Source organism: Maribacter sp. MS6 (assembly GCF_056839185.1).
This window is the reverse complement of record NZ_CM166389.1, coordinates 673,911-696,770: the sequence shown is the minus strand read 5'-3', so window position 1 is coordinate 696,770 and position 22,860 is coordinate 673,911. Positions and strand designations below refer to the sequence as shown.

Sequence of the window (22,860 nt, the reverse complement as noted above, 5' to 3'; positions counted from 1 at the left end):
GCTTACGATCTTAGTATACCATTCACTTATACCAGGTAGAAAATTACCATTACCAATAAAATACCGGCAATGATATAATTTCCTATGGGTCTTTTGTTATTTTTCATGAGTATATTTTTTAGATTTCTATTACCGCTGTTGTTCCGTAGGCATAATAAAAACGTCATTGATATTGGCACGTGAAGGCTGTGCAAGTGCGTAATAGATAGCTTCTGCAATATCTTCCGCTTCCAAGAAGGTCATCTTTTGCATTTCTTTGAACTGTTCTTTGATATCCTCGTCGGTAATTGTATTCATTAATTCTGTAGATACGGCTCCTGGCTCAATGGACGTTACGTTGATGCCATATTTTGGTGCCAATTCTTGCCGTAGGCCTTCCGAGAACATTTTTACGGCCGCTTTGGTTGCACAATAAACCGCTCCTCCGGGAAAATAGTTATGTGCGGCACTAGATGCGATATTAATTACGTGTCCCCTTTTATTTTCAATCATGGTAGGAAGTACTGCCGCCACTCCGTTCAATACCCCTTTGATGTTCACATCGACCATTTTTTCCCATTCATCTGTCTTTAGTTTTTTGATGTAGGAGAGTGGCATAAGCCCGGCATTATTGATTAAAACATCTATCGTTCCAAATTCGGCCAAGGTTTTTTTAACCAAATGTTCAAAATCTTCTTTTTGGGTTACATCTCCAGTTACAACAAGCGCGGTTCCGTTGTTTTTTTTGATGTCTTCGGCCAGATCGTTCAGGCGTTCTTTACGTCTTGCCGTTAGGACAACTTTTGCACCTTTTTTGGCTAATTTATGAGCCGTTGCCTCTCCAATTCCGCTTGATGCTCCGGTAATGATTACTACTTTATTTGCTATATCCATACTTCGTTATTTTGTTATTAATTCTTTAGGATAGAAATTTTCTATCGTTTTCAAAAATGCAGGTTTAATTCGAAAATCATTAATGACATCCAATTAAAAATTAACCTAGAAGAACAGTATGGGGTTATTTCTTAACAGCGAGTTTCGTAGGCTCAATACCTCCGCCATATCTATTGGCGTAGACATACGTAAATTCTGCGCCAAAGAATAGAATCAAGGAAGAATAGGATACCCATAAAAGTACTAAAACAATGGTTCCTGCTGCGCCATAGGTAGAACCCGGGTCTGCTTGCCCAAAATAGAGGCCTAAAAGTAATTTGCCAATAACGAAGAGGATGGCGGTTAGTACGGAACCTATCCACACTGTTTTCCACTTAATTTTTGCATCTGGAAGGTATCTGAACATCAGGGCAAATAGGATGGAGATGATACCCACAGAAAGTACAAAATCGAGAAAATACGCAACATACACTAGAATATCTGGAAGTGCCTCACGTATGTAGTTATTTAGCGCACTAATGGCGGCGGTAACGATAAAGCTAACTAATAGTAGGAATCCGATAACTAGGATAAAGGCGAAGCTAAGCACGCGGTCTGTCACTACTTTCCAAAGTTTGGCATCTGGATTAGGAACAATTTTCCAAATTTCGTTCAATGATATTTTTAGTTGATAGAATACACCTGTCGCACCAAAAAGTAGGGTGCCTATACCAATAATCGTAGAGATTGCATTTTTGTCCGAGGCTCTGGTTTCGCGTATGATTGTTTCAATAGAGGTAGCTGCATCTTTGCCCAATGCAGATGAGAATTCCGCTGTCAACTCTCCTTGTACTATTTCGTATCCCCAGATAGAACCAACTAAATTAATAATAATAATCAAAAGTGCGGGAAGGGAAATAACGGCATAGTAGGCCACTACCGCACTCAAACGGAAAGGCTCGTCCGCCATCCAAGACTTATAGGTTTCAACAATAAGGGATGGAAGGTGCCTTGTTTTGAAGGATTCAGACGTGGTGGTTGTATTCATTTTATACCATGCTTTTAATATCATTGCACCAAGACGGGTAGGTGAAAATCATTTTCTTTAAATCTTCCGTGGTAGTTCCACTAGTAATGGCCATTGCAAATAGGTTGATAGTCTCCGCTGCGTTTCCCGAAAGAAGATGGGCGCCAACTATTGCCTTGGTTCGGGAGTTGCTTATAATTTTATAGGCATACGCAGGTTCTTGCAATCTTCTTGCATTAAACCAATCGGGAACGGATTCATAGTTAATCGTAACATTTTTATAGCGTTTTTTAGCTTCATCTTCGGATAACCCCACGGATGCTAGATTGGGCAGTGTAAATACTGCTGATGGAACAACGGGTATCGTAATCTTCTTTTTGTTCCCATGTAGGATATTCTCCGCTACGGTATGTCCTTCTATACCTGAAAGCGGCGTTAAGGGCAAACTATGATCGGATACATCACCGCAAGCATATACCTTGGGATTAGAAGTGCTTTGAAGGTAACTATTTACCTCAATCCCTTTAGCGGAAAATACAACATTTCCTTTTTCAAGATTCAGTGCACTTGTTGACGGAATACGGCCCGCGGTATTGAATATCATTCTTACTTTCTGTATTCTTATTTTACCGTCTACTTTATAATATACCTTCAGATTTTTACGCAGTTTTTCTATTTTTTTTATTTCTGAATTAAAGATAAACTGGATGCCCAAATCCTTGGAAACGTTCGTTAGGTGGGAGACCAAATCGGAATCGAATGCTTTGAGCGGTCTGTCTCCACGTTCTAGTAGGGTTACCTTACTACCTGCTCTGGCCGCCATGTGTGCTAATTCCATACCTATGTATCCGGCTCCGATAAAAAGTATGCTTTTAGGTATTTTTTTTAGATTGAGAAAATCATCACTTGTTTTAAGATGCTTGCTACCTTCAAAATCAAGTTCCCGGGGTACTTGCCCAGTAGCGATGACTATTTTATTCGAGCGTACCGTTTTGCCTTCGACAGAAAGCGTGTTCCCATCAATAAATATGGGGCTTTGATGGTAGAGCTGAATACCCAAATCCTTAAGGTTGCTTTCTGTAGCCGCAGGTACGGCTTTGGTAAAGGTTCGTTTGAATTTTTGTAATCTTTTCCAATCCAGTTTTGGGGTGGTAGTAACGCCTTTTTCTTTGAGCTTATTGGCGGTTTTCCAAACTTCTGTAGCACCTAGTAAAACTTTTTTAGGATCGCAGCCTCTGTTAGGACAGGTTCCTCCATAGACTCTATTATCCGCGATGGCTACCTTGAGGCCATTTTTCGCACAAGTTTCAGCAACTGTTCGCCCGGCACTTCCACTTCCTATAACAAATACATCAAATTCCTTTATTTTCATTTCTAATCAATTTCAATTAAATCATCATAAACATGTTACACAATAAGGTTCATAAATGACTACTAATAGCCATCTAGGCTCTTTAAAACGAGTTAAAAGCGTACCGTATGATAGACCTGTTAAGGTAAAATTTCAGTTGTCATTCCAGATAATCAAAAATTTGCCGCGAAAGCTCTGTATCGTAATAAGGCCACAAAAAATACACCGCCAAATGCATTTCCAAATAGCGCTGTGGCTTGAAAAGCTGCGTAGGTTCCAATGGAAATGGAATCGGTGAATAGCACTCCAGCTAAAACCTCTATATTACCTACAATACTATGATGAAATCCTGCGAACCCTACTATAGCCGTAATCATGTAAATAACAAAGATGCGCCCCATAGTGGAAGAAGAGGAGGTAACCAACCAAGATAATAATGCCATAAGCCAACCGGCCATGATGGCGCTTCCGAATATGACGGCAACGCTTCCTTTGGTCACATGAAGGGCAATTGCCGATACGCTATCATAGCTTATAATTCCCATGCCTGTACCAACTAATACAATAAACACCGCCATAAAAGCACCGCCTACCAAGTTTCCGAAGATAACGATAGTCCATAGCTTCACTAACTCCAGTATTGTACGTTTTTTATGAAGTACAGGTAGTGCCAAAAGCGAAGTTTGCTCCGTAAATAAAATTGATTTCCCTAAAACAACGATTATAAAGCCAATAGGGTAGGCAAATGCAACAATGTAGAAAATGGTGGCTTCGGCGAATTTTCCTTTTAAAAAAGTATATAAAATAGCAATTAAAAGGTAACTAAAGCCGATTTCCAATCCGGCGGTAAGTGCCCCTATGAACACTTTACTCTTATGTTGTTCATACGTTTCAATGCCTTCACATAGTTGATCGACAAGAATTTTCTCTTGAGATTTAGGCTTGTTGGCGTTTTTATTTAAGTCATCTACCTTTTTTTCTATCTCCTTTTCTTTGTTGCTATTACTCATCTCTTTATAATGGATAATTAGTGTTTAGCTGTTAAAGTTTTCAGCAACGATGTGGTCTTTTTGTACCCCTAAGTCGCGAAGGTCTTCGATTACGGACTCCGTCATCTTTGGAGGTCCGCAAACATAGTAATACTTGGAAACGTCTATGACCAAATCTTTTAAAAAGTCTTTGTCAATATGTCCGTGAGGATATTCTTTCGTTTTTTCTCTAGACAAAATATTAAGATAATCTTTGTCCAATAGCTTTTTTAAGGTTTCTTTTAAAAATATGTCTTTTTTTGTCTTGTTTCCAAATAGCAGCGAATTTCCATCAAGTGTACCTTTTTTGTCCAAGGATTTCAGAATGGAGATAAATGGTGTTATTCCTGCACCACCAGAAATAAACATGCCATTTCCTTTAAATTGAATAGCCCCATATACATCACCCACAGTTAGTTTATCGTTCTTTTGAAGTTTGGATAATTGTTCCGTAACTCCATCGTGCGAAGGATATGTTTTAATCGTAAACTGCAAATGGTCGTCCGAAGGTAGACTGGTAAATGTAAAAGGTCTTTTTTCATCCTTCCATTCCGCTGTTTGAATCGCTACATCTGTTGCTTGTCCTGGAGTAAATGTATACTCCTTAGGTTTTTCTGTGACTATTTGAATTACATCATGGTTGAGGTATTGAATTGATTTAATTTTTACAGTTTTTCTTCCCATATTTTACGCTTTGTTGTTTTTTCTAGTTTTTGAATTGATAATTCTGAAGCTCAAGAAAGTCCATCTAAAGTTCACACGGAATATTTACTCAAGTGCCATTTTCTGCAACTATCCATTGAATTTTAAATCTTTATTACTTACAAGATGTTCTATTTCTGCCGTTCAATGTAATGCAAACCAGTTTTGTGTTAACTCATTTGAAATTAGGGAAGCCAACACATAATTATTATAGGATAATTCTAGGAGGTATGCTTCTAAGTTTTGGATAAAAAATGATGCTCTAGTTAAATTGGTGCTAATCCATTGCAATTTTGGTATTCGAAAAGAGCTATTTTGTTAACATCTTAGTAATCATGCAGTGAAAGGCTGTTTAGTGCCCATGCTGCAAATTAATCCATAAACGATAGGGAATATAGAAGATGTTACCAAAGTTTACCTCCTTAAATTGTAAACGTTGATTAGAAGATAGTCTAATCAACTGAGCAATTAATAATACCGTGTTTTAGACAAAATACGAAAGTACTGCTACTGATGTTACAGGTTTGAAATAATGTTTACCATATCTATACTACTAAAACAAAACACATTAAATCAATAGGATATCCCAAAACTAAAAAAGCCTTGCAAATCATAAGATTAGCAAGGCTTTGTTCTCGGATGGTCTCCGATATGGTGACCTGGCTGGGGCTCGAACCCAGGACCCTCTCCTTAAAAGGGAGATGCTCTACCAACTGAGCTACCAGGTCAAAATTTCAGTGCATTCGTTCCCTGAATGCGGGTGCAAATATAAGTTGATATCTTTACTTACCAAACGCTTTTTAAGATAAATTTCTTTTTTTTTGAAATCGATTAAAATTAGTTGAATTTTACACAAAACAAAGACGTGAAAATTGTATTGGTTGGGTATATGGGTAGCGGAAAAACTACCATAGGTAAGTTGGTTGCTAAACACTTGAAGATTAAATTTTTAGATTTAGACGCGTATATTGAAAAAGCCGAAGGACAATCGATCAAACAGCTATTTCTAAATAAGGGGGAACTGTATTTTAGAAAAAAAGAATTCTTTTATTTGAATGAAATTTTACGTTCAAACGCAAATGTTCTTTTGTCTACAGGTGGAGGAACTCCGTGTTACGGAGCCAACATGGACGCTATAATCAATGCTACTAATAATAGTATTTACCTAAAGGTTTCACTGGGAGAGCTCATAAGAAGACTCGTTATTGAGAAAGAGCAAAGACCCTTAATAAGTGGAATCGCAGATGACGAGTTACCCGAATTTATAGGAAAACATCTGTTTGAACGCAGCTACTATTACAACCAAGCCCGAACTACGTTATCGTGCGACGGAAGGTCCCCGGAGGAGTTGGCTTTGGAAATTATGAATAGCTTAGTTTAGAAATACCCGATCGTTCTTAGATTCAAAGAATACGTTTACATGTTCTTGCAAAGAAGTTGACAAGGAAATTCCCTTGTAATCCGCTTTTACAGGGTATTTCTTGTGGTTTCGATTAACAAGAACAGCTGTTTTGAGTTGCTTTAAGGGTGTTTTTAGAAAATGATGCACACCGTAGATAAGCGTTGTACCTGAATTGAGTACATCGTCTACCAACACTATCGATTTATTTTTGAAATCATCTGCTGAAATGGAAGTACTTACCCCACTTTCTAGAGGATTGCCCTTATCCATGAGTACCTTGCAAAGCGTAATTTCTGCATCGGTAATCTTACGGAGCACAGCGATTATTTTTTTTGCAAACTTTAATCCACCTCCATCTATCCCGGCAATAACGATTTCTTTCTCGTCTACATTTGCTTCATAAATTTGATAGGCGATACGTTTGGTCTTAAATTGGATTTGGTCGTGCGAAAGGATAAGCTGTTCCATTAGTCTACTGCTTTAATATTTAAAGATACCATTTGTTTTGCTTAGACATTATCGTCTGCCTCCGAACCGTCAGGATTTTTATCGGATGTAGGCTCATCCAAATAGTCTTCTATTTCTCTTCGGTCTTTTTTAGTAGGTCTGCCCGCTCCTTTTTTTCTATAATATTCTTTGGAGTACTTTAATAACTCGTTATGCTCAAATGCCTCTTTAGGAGTTGTATCTTTTCTGTACATAGCCACCAATTTGGCTCCAACTCGGCTCGGTGGTATATCCAGTACTGTAAATTGATAATTAATTTGATTTTTGCGTACTACAATAGTATCCATTGGAAAAACTTCCCTACCCGGTTTTGCAACGTGGTCGTTTATTTTAACCTGACCTTTTTTGCAGGCGTTTGTAGCAATATTCCTAGTTTTAAAGTAACGGGTGCTCCACAAGTATTTGTCTATGCGCATTACAGATAAAAAAATCTTTGTTAAGGTTCGAAGCAAAAATAGGGGAAAATTGTATCTTGCGCGCTTAATAATTGAGATGATGAAAGTTAAAAATATCTGTTGGTCCTTATGTTTGGCAGCAGCACTATGGTCTTGTGGAAACGATGACGACGTAGGTGCGCCGGAAGTTGAGGTGGTACCCCCAAGATTGCTAAGTGAAGAGGTCGATGCCGATGATACCGAGATAGTCGCTTTTTTAAAGACGCATTTTTATAACTATGAGGAATTTCAGAGCCCTACTGCCGATTTTGATTTTAGAGTTCGTTTCGACACTATTGCTGGCGATAATGCAGACAAAATTTCCATTTTTGATAGTGGGCAGTTGCCAGGGGTAACGTTTGGTACAGAAGTGATTTCTGTTAATTCCGAAGAATTCCAAAGAACGGATGGAGAAGTTGTGAACCATAACTTATATTATTTGGTGGTTAGGCAAGGTGGGAGTGGGACAACTCCGACGATAGGGGATAATTATGCGGTTAGGTATGAGGGTTCTTTGTTAAATGGTACCGTGTTTGATTCTAGTGTAAGCCAGCCCGTTCAATTTAACCTTTCTCAAGTGGTAAGAGGATTTGGGAATGGATTACGGTTTTTTAAAAGTGGTACTGAGGCTATTGAAAACGGCGATGGAACATTTACCTATGATGACTATGGTATAGGGGCTATTTTTATGCCCTCTGGTCTAGGTTATTTTAGCGTTCCTACCAGTAATTTAATACCTCCTTATGCTCCTTTGGTGTTTACCGTAGATACATTTCAGTTTGAAATGGACACTGATTCCGATAATGACGGAATTCCATCTTTTATGGAAGATTTGGATGGTGATGGCAATCTTAACAATGATAATACGGACAGCGCGGATGAACAAAGAAGTATTCCTAATTATCTGGACGCAGACGATGACAATGATGGTATCCCTACTATCGATGAAATTAATCTAAACCCTGATGGCTCTTTTTTCTCCTTTAAGGACACCGATGGGGACGGAATTTCCGACCATTTGGATATCGACTCCTAATACAGACAGTTTATCAATTAACAAAGCCCTTGACATTATTTGTCAAGGGCTTTGTTAATTAAGGATAAACCCATGAAAGAAAACTATCTATAACTTTAATGATAAGCTCAGGATGATTTGATCAGGTCTTGTATCTACACGATCTCCATTTAACGTACCTATGTTGCTATTTACAAAATTTAGTTCATTCTCATTAAGTCCTCTTTCATACCGCACATCCAAACCAAATTTCCCAAAACTCACGCCTGCACCTATATTTAGACCAACAGTAAAATCATTCTCAACGGTATCAATACTAACACCATCAAACTTACTATTTAATATATACTGGAAAGCAGGTCCTGCAAATAAGTTTAAAGGGCCAATAACATTAAGTCCCACCAAAACCGGTACATCCAATTTATTTAATTTTAAATCTCCTTCGTTGTATCCAGAGGTTGTGCTAGTATAAACTAATTCGGGTCTCAGATAAACTTTATTACCCAGTTTGCCAAAAACACCAATATGGTAGCCCACATTTCTGTCCGGCGAATTTATAGCGTTTTCTGCAGAATTAAAGAAGTCACCGTTTCCGGCATAGTTAACACCTCCTTTTAAACCAAAACCGGAACCTGTTTGAGCAAAACCAAAAAATCCGGATAGTAGCATTACTGTAATTAAAGATAATTTTTTCATAATCATGTAGTTTTGATGAACGTAGTGGTAATCAATAATAGTACCAAACAGCTCGTTTCTCGTTATACCATCAGAACGCAAAGCCTTCTGCTTTATTGTTTTATGGCAATCAACAACAGTTTAGAGGAGCGTTGGTTGGGCCATTCCTCTACTTTTAATCGGTTGCAGATATTTAGGTTTAATTAAGTTTTGGCGACGGTGAGTTCATTATATTTGTATCCTTATTTATACGCTTTTGAAATTTACTTTACACAAGACCGATCCTCTTAGCAAAGCCCGTGCAGGAAGTATACAAACAGATCACGGTACTATAGAAACCCCAATTTTTATGCCTGTGGGTACCGTAGCATCGGTAAAGGGCGTACACCAAAAAGAATTACGGGAGGAAATTGACCCTGACATTATTTTGGGCAACACGTATCATTTATTTCTAAGGCCAAAGACACAGATTTTAAAGAGTGCCGGTGGTCTCCATAAATTCATGGGATGGGATAGAAATATTCTTACGGATAGTGGAGGGTATCAAGTTTATTCCCTTTCTGCGAATAGGAAGATAAAGGAGGAAGGGGTTAAGTTTAAATCCCATATAGACGGTTCTACACACATGTTTACTCCAGAGAATGTTATGGAAATACAACGGGTCATTGGAGCCGATATTATCATGGCTTTTGATGAATGTACCCCGTATCCCTGCGACTACAATTATGCAAAACGTTCGATGCATATGACACATCGTTGGTTGGACAGATGTATGGACCATTTAGAAAAAGTACCTTTTGAGTATGATTATTCACAAGCTTTTTTTCCTATTGTACAAGGGTCAACTTACAAGGATTTGAGAAGGCAATCCGCAGAGTATATTGCCAATGCCGGCGCAGTAGGTAATGCAATAGGTGGTTTATCGGTAGGTGAGCCAGCAGAAGAACTATATGCAATGACCGAGGTGGTATGCGAAATTTTACCCGAGGACAAGCCAAGATATTTGATGGGTGTAGGAACGCCAATCAACATTTTGGAAAACATAGCTTTAGGGGTTGATATGTTCGATTGCGTTATGCCCACAAGAAATGCCAGAAACGGAATGTTGTTTACGGCACATGGTACCATCAATATAAAAAATAAGAAGTGGGAAGATGACTTTTCCGTTTTGGATGAAATGGGAACTACGTTTGTAGATAAAGAATACAGTAAAGCATATTTACGTCATTTGTTCGCCGCCAACGAATACCTTGGAAAACAAATAGCGACCATACATAACCTAGGTTTTTACCTTTGGCTCGTTCGTGAGGCCAGAAAGCATATATTGGAAGGCGATTTTAGGGAATGGAAAGATAAGATGGTAAAACAAATGGATAAAAGGCTGTAATGCTTTCGATACTAGATAAATATATATTAAAACGATATTTGGCCACATTTGCTTTGATGTTGCTGCTCTTCATTCCTATAGGTATTATGGTGAACTTGGCGGAGCAAATCGGGAAAATGATTGATAATGAAGCTCCCTTAAATGAAATTTTAGTCTATTATCTCAACTTTACCATTTACATTGGCAATCTTCTTTTTCCAATATTTCTTTTTCTATCCGTTATCTTCTTTACTTCAAAGCTTGCAAACAACACAGAAATAGTAGCGATTTTAAGCTCTGGAGTATCTTATGGTAGGTTTTTAAGACCCTACCTTATTGGAGCATCGCTTATTGCTATACTAATGTTTTTTATGACCATGTTTATTGTACCTAACGCGAGTCTCGGCTTCAATGAATTTAAGTTCAAATACCTTAAGAAAGGAAAGCAAGATCGTGTTACTAGTAATATTTTTAATCAATTGAACGAAAGGGATTTTATCTATGTCAGTAGCTTTGATCCGGCACGACAATTGGGGAATAATTTTACGTTTGAACGTTTTGATGAAAACAACGAGCTAGAGTTTAAAATAGCTGCGGCGAATATAAGATGGGTCGATAAGGACAGTACGTATAGATTAACGTCTTACAATAAGAGAACCGTTAGGGGAGATACAGCGCTTATTGAAAGCAAAAGACGACTGGATACCTTGTTCCCTTTTAGAATAAACGATCTTACCCAGGTTTCTTATGTAGCGGAAACTAAGAATCTTTATGAACTGGACGAGTTCATTAAAAGTCAAAAAAGAAAGGGTGCGTCCAATATTAATACTTACGTTTTGGTAAAGTATAAGAGATGGGCCTTACCATTAACGGCCTTTATTCTTACTATTATCGCAGTTGCGGTCTCCTCTGTAAAGAGACGCGGCGGAATGGGTGTGAACCTTGCCTTTGGTATTTTAGTAGCCTTTGTATTTGTGTTTTTTGATAAGGTTTTTGGAACCTTGGCAGAGCAGTCGGGATTTTCTCCAATGTTGGCCGTTATTATACCTAATGTAGTCTTTGGCGCCTTGGCGTTTTATCTTTTACAAAATGCAAAAAGATAGGTTACATAATCTCGTCCACCTTCATTTTATAGTTTTTATTTATGGTTTTACGGCAATTCTCGGAAAACTAATTTCTATAGACTCCCTACCGCTCGTTTGGTATCGAATGGGATTGGCCGCTATTTTTATTCTCTTGTATATACGGTTGTCTAAATTTAAGCTACGGGTTAATATCAAAACTTTGCTTTGGTTCACTTTGGCCGGTATCATAGTGTCTTTGCATTGGGTAACCTTTTTTTTGGCTATCAAGGTATCCACTGTTTCCGTAGCCTTGGCGATGATGTCTACGGGAGCTTTTTTACGGCTTTGTTGGAGCCGCTTGTTTATAGACGTAAAGTGGTAGGCTATGAGTTGCTATTTGGATTATTGGTCATTTTTGGCCTTTATCTTATTTTCCGTGTAGAGTCTACCTATAGTACGGGTATGCTTATCGCTTTGATCTCGGCCTTTTTGGTCGCTGTTTTTTCTATTATCAACGCGCAGTTGGTTAAAGAGAACAGACCTTCTGTAATATCGTTTTATGAATTAGGTATCGGAACGTTGTTTTTGACCCTTTTATTAGGTTTATCTGGTGGTTTTAATACTAAGTTTTTTACGTTGTCGGTATCGGATTGGTGGTATCTTATCGTCTTGGCACTTATCTGTACGTCCTACGCTTTTATTGCATCCGTAAAGATTATGAGGGTGCTTACCCCGTATACCGTTATGCTCACCACGAATTTAGAACCTGTTTACGGTATTCTTTTGGCATGGGCTATATTTGGGTCCGAAGAGCAGATGAATCCACTATTTTATTTAGGTGCCCTTATTATATTGATAACCGTTATTGCGAACGGTTTTTTAAAACACAAGGCCAGTAAAAAACAGACTTGACCTAAGGATTAGCTATTAAAGTTTTATCTTTGAACCCACAACTAACTAAATCTTTTTTTGAACTATGGAATATTTGGATTTTGAACTTCCTATAAAGGAGCTGGAAGACCAATTGGACAAGTGTATGATTATTGGGGAAGAAAGTGATGTTGACGTTACCGAAACCTGCAAACAGATAGAAAAAAAATTAGCCGAGACCCGAAAGGAAATTTATAAAAATCTTACGGCATGGCAGCGAGTTCAGCTTTCAAGGCATCCAAATAGGCCGTATACCCTAGATTATATAAAAGCGATCTGTGGCGATACTTTTTTGGAATTACATGGCGATCGCACCGTAAAGGATGACAAAGCAATGATTGGGGGTTTAGGAAAAATAGGTGATCAGTCTTTCATGTTCATTGGGCAACAAAAAGGGTATAATACAAAAACAAGACAGTACCGTAATTTTGGTATGGCTAATCCGGAAGGCTACCGCAAGGCATTGCGACTTATGAAATCTGCTGAAAAGTTTGGAATACCGGTAGTCTGTTTGGTAGACACTCCGGGAGCATATCCTGGAATTGAAGCAGAGGAACGTGGACAGGGAGAGGCGATTGCACGAAATATTATCGAAATGACAAGGCTTAAAGTGCCGATTATCGTTGCAATTATAGGCGAAGGTGCATCTGGTGGTGCCTTAGGTATCGGAGTAGGTGACAAGGTTCTTATGCTGGAAAACACTTGGTATTCCGTTATATCGCCCGAATCTTGTTCCTCTATATTATGGAGAAGCTGGGAATACAAGGAAGTTGCTGCGAGCGCTTTAAAGTTGACGGCGACCGATATGAAAAAATTAAAATTAATAGATGAAATTGTTAGGGAACCTGCTGGTGGTGCACATGCCAATAGGGAAAAAACATTTGAAATTTTAAAGAATAAAATAGCTTCTCATTTTGGCGAACTTCAAAAGTTATCACCAAAAGAACTCGTAAAACTACGTATGGAAAAGTACGAACAGATGGGTGTTTTTAATGGTTAAAAGACCATTTTCGCAACCTCAGGAAAATCCAGCAATTTTAATTGCTGGTTTTTTTTTGTTATCAACACAAAATTGTAACTTATTAACATGTAATTGTTAGCGAACTGTGAACATCCTAAACCGGAATTTCAGTGTTAGCTAAATGTTAATTGTATATTTTCGCACTCATGGAGAACACGAAACCCTTAGTTGGTCGTAAGATTGACAAATCTACTATCATTAGTCTTGAAAGAGGCAAAATACCACCACAAGCCGTTGATTTAGAAGAGGTTGTGATTGGCGCGATGATGATTGATAAAAAGGGTGTTGATGAGGTAATCGATATTTTACATCCAGATGTATTCTATAAGGATGCACATCGATTCATATATGAGGCTATCTTCGTTTTGTTCGAGGAATCGCAACCAGTGGATTTATTAACGGTTTCTTCTCAATTGAAGAAAGCAGGCAAACTAGAGGCAATTGGAGGTGATTTTTACCTAATTAAACTCACTCAAAAGGTGGCTTCTTCCGCCCATATCGAATTTCATGCACGTATTATTCTTCAAAAATACATTCAGCGTAGCCTTATAAAGATATCCAATGAAATCATTGAAGAAGCATACGATGAAAGCACAGATGTTTTTGACCTTTTGGATGCCGCTGAATCCAAGTTATATGATGTTACCCAAGGTAATCTAAAGCGCTCTGCCGAAACCGCGCAGAATTTGGTGATACAGGCTAAGAAAAGAATAGAGGAAATAGCAAACAAAGAGGGCTTAAGTGGTGTGCCCTCTGGTTTTGATAAGGTAGATAAACTGACCTCGGGTTGGCAACCCAGTGATTTAATAATCATTGCGGCCCGTCCTGGTATGGGTAAAACAGCACTTACGTTGTCCATGGCCAAGAATATGGCGGTAAATCATAATATTCCGGTCGCATTTTTCTCCTGTGAGATGTCGTCCGTACAATTGATTACACGTTTAATATCTTCAGAAACGGGACTTTCTTCTGAGAAATTGCGTACCGGTAAATTAGAAAAGCACGAATGGGAACAGCTGAATGTAAAGGTAAAGGCTTTGGAAAAGGCACCTTTGTTCATCGATGATACCCCATCACTTTCTATTTTTGATTTACGAGCTAAAGCAAGACGTCTCGCTTCACAGCATGGAATAAAAATGATCGTTATCGATTATTTGCAGTTGATGACTGCAGGAGGCTCTCAAAAAGGTGGAAATAGGGAACAGGAAATCTCGACTATTTCGCGTAATCTAAAGGCTTTAGCCAAGGAATTGAACGTTCCGGTAATCGCATTATCACAGCTATCAAGGGCAGTAGAAACGCGTGGAGGTAGTAAGAGACCATTGCTATCAGACCTTAGGGAATCTGGGGCCATTGAGCAAGATGCAGATATTGTAGCCTTTATATACAGACCTGAATATTATAAGATAGATGAGTGGGACGATGAAGAGCGAAGTCCAACTCAGGGACAGGGGGAATTGATTGTTGCTAAGCATAGGAACGGTGGATTGGAAAATATCCGATTGAAATTTATTGGAAACTTAGGTAAGTTCGATAATCTAGACGATTTTGATTCACCTTTTGAGTTCCAGTCTAAAATGAATGAGAACGACGAAAATCCTTTTGCGACAAAAAATCTTCCCACCACGGATCAAGCTTTTGGCAGTAATATGAATCAAGGTTTAGATCCTGACGAGGACAATGAAGTGCCTTTTTAAGACTTTGCTGTAGGGTACGAGCATAACTAAATGTCATCCTGGGCGCCTCCGACGGACAAAAGATGGGCTTTTAAATTTCCTGATCCTCATTTTACTATTTTTTTAACGTAACGCTTAAAATGCCGTTCTCTAATTTCCGTTATCTTTGAAATAGTATCATCAACGGTTGCGCTGAATGAAAAATAGTCTGTTTTCTTTATTCTTACTTCTTTTTACTGTGCAATTATCCGCATCTTCCATTTTAATCCCAATGGATGCAGACTCCCAGAAAAATCATTTAAAAGCCTACGGTATTACCTATTGGGTGCTTGCTAAACAACAAAAAGTGCAATGGCTTTTAAACTATAGAGGTGGCTCTTTTTTGCTGCCAGACGGAGAAAGTATCCGTAAAGAGTGCCAAATACGAGGAGTGTCTTTTGAAGTTTTATCCGATAATCAAGCCAATGCTATTTTGGATGATATTAGTAGTCCGTCCAAAAATCAGGATGCAGTTATTCTAGAAAAAGCGCCAAAGATTGCAGTTTATTCACCTCAAGGAAACCAGCCATGGGACGATGCCGTTACAATGGTGTTGACTTATGCCGAGATACCCTATGTTACTATTTATGATGAGGAGGTTTTAAATGATAAATTGGCTTTGTACGATTGGTTGCACCTACATCATGAGGATTTTACGGGGCAATATGGTAAGTTTTATGGTGCGTATAGAGCTACGCCGTGGTATATAGAAGGCAAGGCGGCCGCTGAAAAATTGGCTAAAAAGTTGGGCTATGACAAGGTTTCGGAAGAAAAAGGTGCCGTGGCCTTAAAAATTAGGAGTTACGTTATTGGAGGCGGATTTATGTTTGCGATGTGTTCCGCAACCGATAGTTTTGATATTGCGCTTTCTGCGGATGGGGTAGACATCTGTGAACCTATGTTTGACGGGGACGCATCCGACCCTAATTATCAAGCTAGTTTGGATTACAGAAAAACATTTGCTTTTACTGATTTCACCTTGGAACGGAATCCGGCTAAATATGAGTTTAGTTCCATCGATATGACTACACAAAGAGGTAATGTTCCCAAAGAGTCCGATTACTTTTCGCTGATGGATTTTTCTGCAAAATGGGATGCCATACCTACAATGCTCTGCCAAAACCATACCTCCATAGTTAAAGGTTTTATGGGACAGACAACAGCGTTCAATAGAAAGCAAATTAAGCCGACAGTTTTAGTTCTGGGTGAAAATAAACTTAATGGAGAAGCAAGGTATATACATGGTATAAAAGGGAAAGGTTTCTTTACTTTTTATGGAGGTCATGATCCAGAGGATTATCAGCATAGGGTAGGAGACCCGAAAACTGAGCTCGAGCTTCATCCAACATCCCCTGGATATCGACTAATACTTAATAATGTCCTGTTTCCCGCAGCCCGTAAAAAAAAGCAGAAAACCTGATAAATTTACGAGCCGGTTTGAGAGGAATAGGTGCTTTCAAATATTTTGTCAGCGTTTGCCGATTCAAAACCATCTCTTCTTTGTGCTCTAGAAATGTTGGACTTTTCGATATTTTTAAACTCAGGTAGTGCCAACCGCTCTGCAAATTCTACGTAGCTGCCAGGTATCAGCATTTTTTTACCATTCTTGAACGTAGCCTCCATCATCTTGGAGACAGAACTACTTTGCCTAAGAAGGCCATCTGCACTCTCCTTTATAACACCGCCGGAGTCATTTAGTTTTATACCTATATCAACTAAAAATGAGTTAAACGATTCCATGGTGTTATAGCCGTTTTTAAGCTCATGAACACTAATCGTATAATGATTTAAATAGTACCGATTGTAAATTACCCAGGCGGCGTATTCACTATCTTGGGAAAGCGTTTGGTAATCTTCAATAGACGGTAATTCCCATAAAGAAGTATAAAAAAAGTTACCAACGGCTTGTACATCGTTTAAATCTAGGGCATCAACCGGATCTAAAGTAATATGCTTTGTATATTTATTTACAAGCGAAACTGCAGTTTCACTCAAGTCAGAAACCCTAAGTTCGCTAATAAATATTCTTGGGTATTCTGGTGATGGAGGGGCGTACCAGAACGCATTCAATTTTTTGCCTTCAAAAAAGTAATAATCTCTTTTTTCATAGCCATAGTGCAAGAATATTTTCTCTAAAGACCCTATTCCTAAAAAAGGAACTCCGAGTGTTCTAAATGCAATATGGTCATTGACTATTTCATTTTCTGAAGCTATAACGCCCCTGTCCAACAAAGCGGTAGATACCTTTTTCACATCCGAAACACTTTCTTTATAAGGTTGGAATAATAGGCTCATAAGTCTATCGAGGGCGGAGTTCTGGTTAAAATTCATAGCAATTGTATTAAGAAATAATTTTATTCGTTAAAATATTATTTTTTGGGATTTTGTTGTTGGCACAAAGCCATTTAGCTTTTACAGTTAGTGATAACGTTATTGATAGCTATTACGTATCATATCTGCGACAAAAGTTTTTCGAGCACTACTTCAACCCCATAATTATCATTGGATAAAGTATGGTATTTTGCGTTATCCTTGACATTCGGATGAGCATTTTCCATAGCAAAACTAAAATCGGAAAGGGCCAACATTTCAAGGTCGTTATTATAATCTCCAAAGACCATTAGTTCTTCTGGTTTAATGTTATGGGTGTTCATCAATTGACGCAAAGCAAAACCTTTATTTGCGTTGGCACTAGAGACGTCTACCCAATTACTGCCAGATATTTTAACTTGGAGGTTCTTCTCCAACTGTTTTACATGAGGGTAGATATACTGTTCCGAACTTTCAAAATGGAACATAGCTACTTTGATGATTTCTGCATTAACTGTCTCTAGTTGATGAACTAGGTCAAATTTGGAATAATATTCCTTTAATTTTGCGACAAAAGCATCTGATTTTGGAGTGAGATAGGCAGTATGCTTTCCACAAAGTACGGGGTGTATGTCCGCTCTGCCATCTAGTAATTTTAAGGTTTCGGTAACATAGTGGCTAGGTAGGGGAGTGGATAGTAGTTCATGCTCTTCCCGCATTACAAAACCTCCATTTTCTGCAACAACAATAATATCATTTTTTATAGGGCTTAGTTTGTCAATAATACTATTATATTGCCTTCCACTTGCTGCAACAAATAATATGTCTTTAGATTTTAGACGGGAAAACAGTTCAAAGAATCGGCTGCTTACTTGGTGGTTGGAGTTCAGTAGCGTACCGTCCATATCGGTAACTACCATCTTTATTTTGGATACGTCCATCTGTTACTTAATTTAGTGGGCAAAGGTATTTCAATAAGAGTGATTACCCATGATGGTGTTGTCAGTTTTATGATTAATTAAGAGAATAACGAATGATTTGGTTTCAACATACGATTAAACTTTCGCCGGTAGCTAGGGGATTTCATCTGATAACGGAACAGATAGTTAGAGAATGTTTCGAACTGTCAACAATTGATATTGGAATATGTCAGATATTCATTCAACACACTTCTGCTAGTTTAACACTAAACGAAAATGCCGACCCTACCGTTCGTGCAGATTTTGAAAGTCATTTCAATGTTATGGTTCCTGAGAATGCGCCATATTACAGGCACACCTATGAAGGTGCAGATGATATGCCTGCGCACATAAAAACCTCTTTAATGGGTAATTCTGTCCAAATTCCGATTACGGATGGAAAGTTGAACCTGGGTGTGTGGCAGGGGATTTATCTCTGTGAGTATCGAAATCATGCATCTGGTAGGGATATTGTTATTACCATGTTTGGGAAGGAATACGAACTAAAATAATAGAACGATGACAACAGAAGAATCGATTTTAAACAAAATACAAATCTTAATCACCAATCATTTTGGAACTCCTGAAGAGGCTTTTAATTATTTTGATGTCGATAATAATCAAAAGTTGTCAAAGGGTGAAATCGTGCAATTATTAAAAGAAGCAGAAATTAGTGGGTTTTTAAGGGGAATAGTTTCTTCCAAGTTGGTGCAGGGGTACGATAAGAATAAAGATGATTTAATTAATTGGAAAGAGTTTAAATTTGCTATTTCTAGATTAAAGACTCAATAAAAATAAGGAGTAAAAGCAAAAAATCCGATTCGTTAGAATCGGATTTTTTTAGTGAGATATATTTGATGAATTTATTTTACCTGATCTACAACTGCTTTAAAAGCATCTGGGTGATTCATGGCTAAATCTGCTAGAACTTTTCTGTTTAGTTCTATATTGTTGGATTTAACTTTACCCATAAATTGAGAGTAGGACATTCCGTGTAATCTGGCACCGGCATTAATACGGGTAATCCATAAGGCACGAAAAGTTCTCTTTTTATTTCTTCGGTCTCTATAAGCATATAACATTGCTTTTTCAACCGCGTTTTTGGCTACTGTCCAGACGTTTTTACGTCTTCCAAAGTAACCTTTGGCTTGCTTCATCACCTTTTTTCTTCTGGCTCTGGAAGCTACTGCATTTACTGATCTTGGCATTTTTGTCTAATTTTTTGTAGTAGGCGTCCTAATTGTTTAGTATGGAACTTTTATTGCCTAACTCCATGGTTAATAATTTTACCTTTAAAAAAGCGAATTTACTTTAAACGTAACTGCTCTTTTATACTGTTTACGTCATGCTGATGCACTAAAGTATCGTGCGTTAACGCAAGCTTACGCTTTTTGGATTTCTTTGTAAGAATGTGACTCTTAAAAGCGTGTTTTCTTTTAATTTTACCTGTACCTGTAAGCTTAAAACGCTTTTTGGCACTGGATTTTGTTTTCTGTTTAGGCATTGTCTCCTATTTAATTAATTAATCTCACTATGTACGTTGAACTTCAGCAGGTTTTTAACCAATCTTTGTTCAGCTTTTTTCAATCTAAACGCTGCTTTAAGATGAGAAAGCAGCGTTTGATATGTTTCTATGTAGGTCCGCTAATTCGCGAAACCGATATGTTATTTACCTTTCGTCTTAGGAGCTAAGAACATGGTCATTCTTTTTCCTTCTAACTTAGGCATCTGTTCTACTTTTCCTAATTCTTCCAATTCTGAAGCTAGCTTCAAAAGTAGGATTTCTCCCTGATCTTTGTATACAATTGAACGTCCTTTAAAGAATACATAGGCTTTTAACTTTGCACCTTCTTTTAAGAATTTTTCCGCGTGTTTTTTCTTAAACTCGTAATCATGGTCATCTGTATTTGGACCAAATCGAATTTCTTTAACTACAACTTTGGAGGCTTTCGCCTTCATAGCCTTATCCCTTTTCTTCTGTTCGTATAAGAATTTCTTATAGTCTATTATTTTACAAACAGGCGGTTTTGCTTTTGGTGAAATCTCCACCAAGTCCAATTCTAATTCTTTGGATAAATCCAAAGCTTTTCTGATAGGGTATACACCAATTTCCACATTGTCGCCAACCAACCTTACTTCTGGAGCAAGTATTTTTTCATTGATATTGTGGGGATTTTTATTTTCCCTTCTAGGTTGAGGCCTAAATCTTTTACGTATTGCTATGACTAATAATTTTTAATTAAACTTATTTTTTAAAACGACTTTAAGGTACTATTTATTTCGTTGTTTACCAAGTCTGTGAACGCTGCTATTGTAATTGCTCCTAAATCTTCACCTCCGTGTTTTCGAACAGAAATGGTATTTGCCTTCTCGTCATTTTCACCAACGATTAGCATAAACGGTATCTTGTTCATTTCTGCCTCTCGTATTTTCTTGCCAATAGTTTCATTCCTACTATCCAAGAGGGCGCGAATTTCGTTATTTTCTAGGGATTTTAAAACTTTTTCAGCATATTTTTCATGTTTCTCGCTTACCGGTAAAATAATCGTTTGATCTGGGGTTAGCCATAAAGGGAAATTTCCTCCGCCATGTTCCAGTAATAGGGCTATAAAACGCTCCATACTACCAAATGGTGCCCTGTGTATCATTACTGGTCTATGAAGTTCGTTGTCGCTTCCTTTGTAGGTAAGGTCAAAACGTTCGGGTAGGTTGTAATCTACTTGTATGGTTCCAAGTTGCCATTTTCTTCCCAGAGCATCTTTTACCATGAAATCGAGTTTCGGACCATAAAAGGCAGCTTCTCCCGTTTCTATGACATAATCGAGTCCCTTTTCATCTGCTGCATTGATGATGGCTTGCTCAGCTTTTTCCCAATTTTCAACGGAACCAATGTATTTGTCCGGATTATCTAAGTCTCTAACGGAAACTTGCGCTGTAAAGTTTTCAAATCCAAGAGATTTTAGAACATATAGGGATAAGTCGATGACATCTTTGAATTCTTGGTCCAATTGTTCTGGCATACAAAAAATATGGGCATCGTCTTGTGTAAAACCGCGTACCCTTGTTAAACCATGTAATTCTCCACTTTGCTCATACCTATATACGGTACCGAACTCCGCATACCTTTTTGGTAAATCCTTATAGCTAAAAGGTTTCGCGTTATAGATTTCGCAATGATGAGGACAATTCATTGGTTTTAGCAAAAACTCTTCGTCTTCTTTGGGTGTTTTAATAGGTTGAAAACTATCTTCACCGTATTTTGCGTAATGTCCTGATGTTACATAGAGTTCCTTTTGTCCTATATGTGGGGTGATGACCATCTCATAACCTGCCTTCTTTTGTGCCTTTTTGAGAAACTGCTCTAAACGCTCTCTTAGCGCCGCACCTTTTGGCAACCACAACGGAAGGCCTTGACCAACTTTTTGGGAGAAGGTGAAAAGCTCTAGTTCTTTTCCAAGTTTTCTGTGGTCACGTTTCTTAGCTTCCTCTAGCAACTCAAGGTATTCCGTAAGTTCCTTTTGTTTTGGGAATGATATGCCGTAAATACGGGTTAGTTGAGGGTTATTTTCGTTGCCTCTCCAATAAGCCCCTGCGACATTTAAAATTTTAATTGCTTTAACGATTCCGGTATTAGGAATATGGCCTCCTCTACAAAGGTCTGTGAAGGTATCGTGGTCGCAAAAAGTAATTGTGCCATCCTCTAGATTTTCTATAAGCTCCACTTTGTATTCATTACCCTGATCTTTGTATAGTTGTAGCGCATCGGCTTTAGATACCGAACGCATCTTATAGTCATGCTTGCCTCTGGCAATCGCTATTGCTTTCTGTTCTATTTTTTGGAAATCTTTTTCGGAAATACTTCCTTCTGGTAAATCAACGTCATAGTAAAAGCCGTTTTCAATTGCAGGTCCTATGGTCAGTTTTATTCCCGGATAGAGTTCTTCCAACGCTTGTGCTACGATATGGGATGTGGAATGCCAAAAAGCGGTTTTACCCTCTTGGTCGTTCCAGGTAAACAATACCAAGGAACCATTTTCCATTAATGGGGTCGTGGTTTCTACTGTGGTGTTGTTAAACTTGGCAGAGATTACATTTCTAGCAAATCCTGGGCTAATCCCTTTTGCAACATCCATTGGAGTCGCTCCTTTGTCAAATTGTTTAATGGAGCCATCTGGTAATGTGATTTTAATCATCGTATCATAGTATATAAGGATGGCAAAGATAATGTGTTGCCTTTAGGTCTACAATAATATAAACATCTGTTTTTTATTCTTTTGAGCTACAATTGTTGCTAATTACTGAATGGTTGGTCTTGTTTTAGGTCAAACCGGATTGCTTAGGCTTTTTTTTTGCTTAATAGCTTTGTCAATTCTTAAATTTTCGTTAGATTTAATACCTTTTTATTTTTCAAGGGTCTATATGCTAGGCTTTTGCGTTTGACGCACAAAAAACCTTAAAAAAAGATTGTTTTTTATTGTTGTTGGTTTGAAAAAGGGTGTTAC

Annotated in this window: 25 protein-coding genes and 1 tRNA gene; 11 read left to right on the top strand and 15 right to left on the bottom strand. The window is 38.0% G+C overall.

What is annotated here, in order from left to right:
- Positions 1–129: 129 nt before the first annotated feature.
- The 6 genes from MS6x_RS03140 to MS6x_RS03115 all read right to left on the bottom strand — a co-directional run bounded on the left by MS6x_RS03140 (position 130) and on the right by MS6x_RS03115 (position 5,688).
- Positions 130–873, bottom strand: coding sequence for an SDR family oxidoreductase (locus tag MS6x_RS03140; RefSeq protein WP_482605311.1), 744 nt, complete (start codon positions 871–873; stop codon positions 130–132).
- Positions 874–997: 124 nt separating this feature from the next.
- Positions 998–1,900 (bottom strand): YihY/virulence factor BrkB family protein, encoded by a 903-nt coding sequence (locus MS6x_RS03135; RefSeq protein WP_482605310.1) that lies wholly within the window; start codon positions 1,898–1,900, stop codon positions 998–1,000.
- A gap of 1 nt (position 1,901) precedes the next feature.
- On the bottom strand, positions 1,902–3,251 hold the full coding sequence (locus MS6x_RS03130; protein ID WP_482605309.1) for a dihydrolipoyl dehydrogenase family protein: 1,350 nt from the start codon (positions 3,249–3,251) through the stop codon (positions 1,902–1,904).
- A 152-nt stretch (positions 3,252–3,403) separates the two neighbouring features.
- A complete protein-coding gene (locus MS6x_RS03125; RefSeq protein ID WP_482605308.1) occupies positions 3,404–4,240 on the bottom strand; it encodes a formate/nitrite transporter family protein in 837 nt (278 codons plus the stop codon).
- A gap of 24 nt (positions 4,241–4,264) precedes the next feature.
- Positions 4,265–4,942, bottom strand: a complete 678-nt coding sequence (locus MS6x_RS03120; RefSeq protein ID WP_482605307.1) for a ferredoxin reductase domain-containing protein — start codon at positions 4,940–4,942, stop codon at positions 4,265–4,267.
- 670 nt (positions 4,943–5,612) lie between these two features.
- Positions 5,613–5,688: transfer RNA gene (locus MS6x_RS03115), tRNA-Lys, on the bottom strand.
- A 137-nt stretch (positions 5,689–5,825) separates the two neighbouring features.
- Between MS6x_RS03115 and MS6x_RS03110 the strand changes: the two genes are divergently transcribed.
- Entirely contained in the window at positions 5,826–6,341 is a 516-nt protein-coding gene (locus MS6x_RS03110; RefSeq protein WP_482605306.1) for a shikimate kinase, read from the top strand.
- On the opposite strand, the gene MS6x_RS03105 is transcribed toward MS6x_RS03110, so the two are convergent.
- Complete coding sequence (locus MS6x_RS03105) at positions 6,333–6,830, bottom strand: phosphoribosyltransferase family protein (RefSeq protein ID WP_482605305.1); 498 nt, start codon at positions 6,828–6,830, stop codon at positions 6,333–6,335. The two genes, MS6x_RS03110 and MS6x_RS03105, sit on opposite strands and share 9 nt — an antisense overlap.
- A 41-nt stretch (positions 6,831–6,871) precedes the next feature.
- Positions 6,872–7,285 (bottom strand): RNA-binding S4 domain-containing protein, encoded by a 414-nt coding sequence (locus MS6x_RS03100; protein ID WP_482605304.1) that lies wholly within the window; start codon positions 7,283–7,285, stop codon positions 6,872–6,874.
- A gap of 76 nt (positions 7,286–7,361) precedes the next feature.
- Between MS6x_RS03100 and MS6x_RS03095 the strand changes: the two genes are divergently transcribed.
- A complete protein-coding gene (locus tag MS6x_RS03095) occupies positions 7,362–8,339 on the top strand; it encodes an FKBP-type peptidyl-prolyl cis-trans isomerase (protein ID WP_482605303.1) in 978 nt (325 codons plus the stop codon).
- A gap of 87 nt (positions 8,340–8,426) precedes the next feature.
- Here MS6x_RS03095 and MS6x_RS03090 read toward each other — a convergent pair whose 3' ends face one another.
- The gene (locus MS6x_RS03090) at positions 8,427–9,014 is read right to left on the bottom strand and encodes a porin family protein (RefSeq protein ID WP_482605302.1); all 588 of its coding nucleotides are present in this window, start codon (positions 9,012–9,014) and stop codon (positions 8,427–8,429) included.
- Between the two features lie 235 nt (positions 9,015–9,249).
- On the opposite strand from MS6x_RS03090, the gene tgt reads away from it, so the two are divergent.
- The 7 genes from tgt (at position 9,250) to MS6x_RS03055 (ending at position 16,509) form a co-directional block, all read left to right on the top strand.
- Positions 9,250–10,380 carry a tRNA guanosine(34) transglycosylase Tgt gene (tgt, locus tag MS6x_RS03085; protein ID WP_482605301.1) on the top strand — a complete coding sequence of 377 codons (1,131 nt, stop codon included), beginning with the start codon at positions 9,250–9,252 and terminating at the stop codon, positions 10,378–10,380.
- Positions 10,380–11,462 carry an LptF/LptG family permease gene (locus MS6x_RS03080; protein WP_482605300.1) on the top strand — a complete coding sequence of 361 codons (1,083 nt, stop codon included), beginning with the start codon at positions 10,380–10,382 and terminating at the stop codon, positions 11,460–11,462. The genes tgt and MS6x_RS03080 overlap by 1 nt, the downstream gene beginning before the upstream one ends.
- Positions 11,449–11,805 carry an EamA family transporter gene (locus tag MS6x_RS03075; RefSeq protein WP_482605299.1) on the top strand — a complete coding sequence of 119 codons (357 nt, stop codon included), beginning with the start codon at positions 11,449–11,451 and terminating at the stop codon, positions 11,803–11,805. The genes MS6x_RS03080 and MS6x_RS03075 overlap by 14 nt, the downstream gene beginning before the upstream one ends.
- Entirely contained in the window at positions 11,772–12,335 is a 564-nt protein-coding gene (locus MS6x_RS03070) for a DMT family transporter (protein WP_482605298.1), read from the top strand. Before MS6x_RS03075 ends, MS6x_RS03070 begins: the two co-directional genes overlap by 34 nt.
- A 64-nt stretch (positions 12,336–12,399) precedes the next feature.
- A complete protein-coding gene (locus MS6x_RS03065; protein ID WP_482605297.1) occupies positions 12,400–13,353 on the top strand; it encodes an acetyl-CoA carboxylase carboxyltransferase subunit alpha in 954 nt (317 codons plus the stop codon).
- Positions 13,354–13,520: 167 nt separating this feature from the next.
- Positions 13,521–15,071, top strand: coding sequence for a replicative DNA helicase (gene dnaB / locus MS6x_RS03060; protein ID WP_482605296.1), 1,551 nt, complete (start codon positions 13,521–13,523; stop codon positions 15,069–15,071).
- Between the two features lie 175 nt (positions 15,072–15,246).
- Positions 15,247–16,509: an asparagine synthetase B gene (locus MS6x_RS03055; RefSeq protein ID WP_482605295.1), complete on the top strand. Its 1,263-nt coding sequence runs from the start codon at positions 15,247–15,249 to the stop codon at positions 16,507–16,509.
- 5 nt (positions 16,510–16,514) lie between these two features.
- Here the strand turns inward: MS6x_RS03055 and MS6x_RS03050 are convergent, their stop codons facing one another.
- Together MS6x_RS03050 and MS6x_RS03045 are read right to left on the bottom strand one after the other, a co-directional pair.
- Positions 16,515–17,420 (bottom strand): 2-oxoadipate dioxygenase/decarboxylase family protein, encoded by a 906-nt coding sequence (locus MS6x_RS03050; RefSeq protein WP_482605294.1) that lies wholly within the window; start codon positions 17,418–17,420, stop codon positions 16,515–16,517.
- Positions 17,421–17,539: 119 nt separating this feature from the next.
- Positions 17,540–18,340, bottom strand: a complete 801-nt coding sequence (locus MS6x_RS03045; protein WP_482605293.1) for an HAD family hydrolase — start codon at positions 18,338–18,340, stop codon at positions 17,540–17,542.
- 92 nt (positions 18,341–18,432) lie between these two features.
- On the opposite strand from MS6x_RS03045, the gene MS6x_RS03040 reads away from it, so the two are divergent.
- Positions 18,433–18,870 (top strand): secondary thiamine-phosphate synthase enzyme YjbQ, encoded by a 438-nt coding sequence (locus MS6x_RS03040; RefSeq protein ID WP_482605292.1) that lies wholly within the window; start codon positions 18,433–18,435, stop codon positions 18,868–18,870.
- Positions 18,871–18,877: 7 nt separating this feature from the next.
- Positions 18,878–19,150 (top strand): EF-hand domain-containing protein, encoded by a 273-nt coding sequence (locus MS6x_RS03035; RefSeq protein WP_482605291.1) that lies wholly within the window; start codon positions 18,878–18,880, stop codon positions 19,148–19,150.
- Between the two features lie 71 nt (positions 19,151–19,221).
- Here the strand turns inward: MS6x_RS03035 and rplT are convergent, their stop codons facing one another.
- The 4 genes from rplT to thrS all read right to left on the bottom strand — a co-directional run bounded on the left by rplT (position 19,222) and on the right by thrS (position 22,551).
- A complete protein-coding gene (gene rplT / locus MS6x_RS03030) occupies positions 19,222–19,566 on the bottom strand; it encodes a 50S ribosomal protein L20 (RefSeq protein ID WP_482605290.1) in 345 nt (114 codons plus the stop codon).
- Between the two features lie 98 nt (positions 19,567–19,664).
- On the bottom strand, positions 19,665–19,862 hold the full coding sequence (rpmI, locus tag MS6x_RS03025; protein WP_047245905.1) for a 50S ribosomal protein L35: 198 nt from the start codon (positions 19,860–19,862) through the stop codon (positions 19,665–19,667).
- Between the two features lie 161 nt (positions 19,863–20,023).
- The gene (gene infC / locus MS6x_RS03020; RefSeq protein WP_482607136.1) at positions 20,024–20,581 is read right to left on the bottom strand and encodes a translation initiation factor IF-3; all 558 of its coding nucleotides are present in this window, start codon (positions 20,579–20,581) and stop codon (positions 20,024–20,026) included.
- A gap of 29 nt (positions 20,582–20,610) precedes the next feature.
- The gene (thrS, locus tag MS6x_RS03015) at positions 20,611–22,551 is read right to left on the bottom strand and encodes a threonine--tRNA ligase (RefSeq protein ID WP_482605289.1); all 1,941 of its coding nucleotides are present in this window, start codon (positions 22,549–22,551) and stop codon (positions 20,611–20,613) included.
- Between the last annotated feature and the right edge of the window lie 309 nt (positions 22,552–22,860).

Excerpts from the sequence above, each read along its gene's own strand:
- rpmI (WP_047245905.1), bottom strand. The coding sequence starts at position 19,862 with ATGCCTAAACAGAAAACAAAATCCAGTGCCAAAAAGCGTTTTAAGCTT.
- MS6x_RS03100 (WP_482605304.1), bottom strand. The coding sequence starts at position 7,285 with ATGCGCATAGACAAATACTTGTGGAGCACCCGTTACTTTAAAACTAGG.
- MS6x_RS03050 (WP_482605294.1), bottom strand. The coding sequence starts at position 17,420 with ATGAATTTTAACCAGAACTCCGCCCTCGATAGACTTATGAGCCTATTA.
- MS6x_RS03035 (WP_482605291.1), top strand. The coding sequence starts at position 18,878 with ATGACAACAGAAGAATCGATTTTAAACAAAATACAAATCTTAATCACC.
- rplT (WP_482605290.1), bottom strand. The coding sequence starts at position 19,566 with ATGCCAAGATCAGTAAATGCAGTAGCTTCCAGAGCCAGAAGAAAAAAG.
- MS6x_RS03095 (WP_482605303.1), top strand. The coding sequence starts at position 7,362 with ATGATGAAAGTTAAAAATATCTGTTGGTCCTTATGTTTGGCAGCAGCA.
- MS6x_RS03105 (WP_482605305.1), bottom strand. The coding sequence starts at position 6,830 with ATGGAACAGCTTATCCTTTCGCACGACCAAATCCAATTTAAGACCAAA.
- MS6x_RS03045 (WP_482605293.1), bottom strand. The coding sequence starts at position 18,340 with ATGGACGTATCCAAAATAAAGATGGTAGTTACCGATATGGACGGTACG.
- MS6x_RS03055 (WP_482605295.1), top strand. The coding sequence starts at position 15,247 with ATGAAAAATAGTCTGTTTTCTTTATTCTTACTTCTTTTTACTGTGCAA.
- MS6x_RS03125 (WP_482605308.1), bottom strand. The coding sequence starts at position 4,240 with ATGAGTAATAGCAACAAAGAAAAGGAGATAGAAAAAAAGGTAGATGAC.
- MS6x_RS03140 (WP_482605311.1), bottom strand. The coding sequence starts at position 873 with ATGGATATAGCAAATAAAGTAGTAATCATTACCGGAGCATCAAGCGGA.
- MS6x_RS03120 (WP_482605307.1), bottom strand. The coding sequence starts at position 4,942 with ATGGGAAGAAAAACTGTAAAAATTAAATCAATTCAATACCTCAACCAT.
- dnaB (WP_482605296.1), top strand. The coding sequence starts at position 13,521 with ATGGAGAACACGAAACCCTTAGTTGGTCGTAAGATTGACAAATCTACT.
- MS6x_RS03075 (WP_482605299.1), top strand. The coding sequence starts at position 11,449 with ATGCAAAAAGATAGGTTACATAATCTCGTCCACCTTCATTTTATAGTT.
- thrS (WP_482605289.1), bottom strand. The coding sequence starts at position 22,551 with ATGATTAAAATCACATTACCAGATGGCTCCATTAAACAATTTGACAAA.
- MS6x_RS03065 (WP_482605297.1), top strand. The coding sequence starts at position 12,400 with ATGGAATATTTGGATTTTGAACTTCCTATAAAGGAGCTGGAAGACCAA.
- MS6x_RS03090 (WP_482605302.1), bottom strand. The coding sequence starts at position 9,014 with ATGAAAAAATTATCTTTAATTACAGTAATGCTACTATCCGGATTTTTT.
- MS6x_RS03135 (WP_482605310.1), bottom strand. The coding sequence starts at position 1,900 with ATGAATACAACCACCACGTCTGAATCCTTCAAAACAAGGCACCTTCCA.
- MS6x_RS03130 (WP_482605309.1), bottom strand. The coding sequence starts at position 3,251 with ATGAAAATAAAGGAATTTGATGTATTTGTTATAGGAAGTGGAAGTGCC.
- MS6x_RS03080 (WP_482605300.1), top strand. The coding sequence starts at position 10,380 with ATGCTTTCGATACTAGATAAATATATATTAAAACGATATTTGGCCACA.
- MS6x_RS03040 (WP_482605292.1), top strand. The coding sequence starts at position 18,433 with ATGATTTGGTTTCAACATACGATTAAACTTTCGCCGGTAGCTAGGGGA.